This is a genomic window from Mesorhizobium sp. WSM4976 (genome assembly GCF_029625685.1).
In the GTDB taxonomy this organism is placed as follows: Bacteria; Pseudomonadota; Alphaproteobacteria; order Rhizobiales; family Rhizobiaceae; genus Mesorhizobium.
In genome coordinates this window covers 1-699 of record NZ_JARTVT010000110.1, presented here as the reverse complement: position 1 = coordinate 699, position 699 = coordinate 1, and the positions used below count along the sequence as shown (strand labels likewise).

The following is a 699-nucleotide window of genomic DNA, read 5'->3' as shown; positions in this document are numbered from 1 at the left end:
ATTTCCCCAAGTCACCGGACCTCGAAGTGCTGATCGCCGGCATCTCCGAGACCGCCGGCCCGATGCACCGGGTGTTTCAGACCAGGCCGGCAGAATATGGCATGGCGCCCAACACCCTGATCGATCCCGGACACATGCATTGGGGCTTCGGCACCAACGGCGAGCCCATTACGCTCGATGCGATGCGTGTGCCGCCGCCGCGCAAAGGCGAGACCATGCAGGGCTGGTTCTCTCGCTATGGGGTCCAAATTTTTGAGCACTTCCGTCACATCAGGGTCGCGGTCGATCCCTTCGACGAAAACAGCGATCGGCAGCATCTTATCGGCGGAATTCTCGACATGACGGTGGTCAGCCGCCGCAGCGTTTCCATCACCCGGCTTCACCGCTGGCCCGACAAGGTCGGCGAGAAGATCGATCCCGTCCGTCAGCCTTCCAAGATGTTTGAGGCGGCCTGAAGATCGCGCGCGGCACCGGCGCGACGACGCCGCCAACCGAAGCGGCCGACCATTAAAGAAGGAACATCGCCAATGTTTCCATCCCCTGTGTTTTCGCCCACGCATCCAGCTCCGACCAGCCCGATCGCCTATATCGGCAGTTCCAGCGGAGCGATGTCCAATCCTGGCGGATCACCGAACACTTATACGTGGTCCAACGCGCCGATCGCCACCGGTGCGTCCGATATTGTCGTAGTGGGCGTCG

The 699-nt window shown here is 61.7% G+C and carries 1 protein-coding gene; it reads left to right on the top strand.

What is annotated here, in order from left to right; translation table 11 throughout:
• Positions 1–26: 26 nt before the first annotated feature.
• Positions 27–455: a hypothetical protein gene (locus tag P9272_RS35945; RefSeq protein WP_278164964.1), complete on the top strand. Its 429-nt coding sequence runs from the start codon at positions 27–29 to the stop codon at positions 453–455.
• Positions 456–699 lie beyond the last annotated feature (244 nt).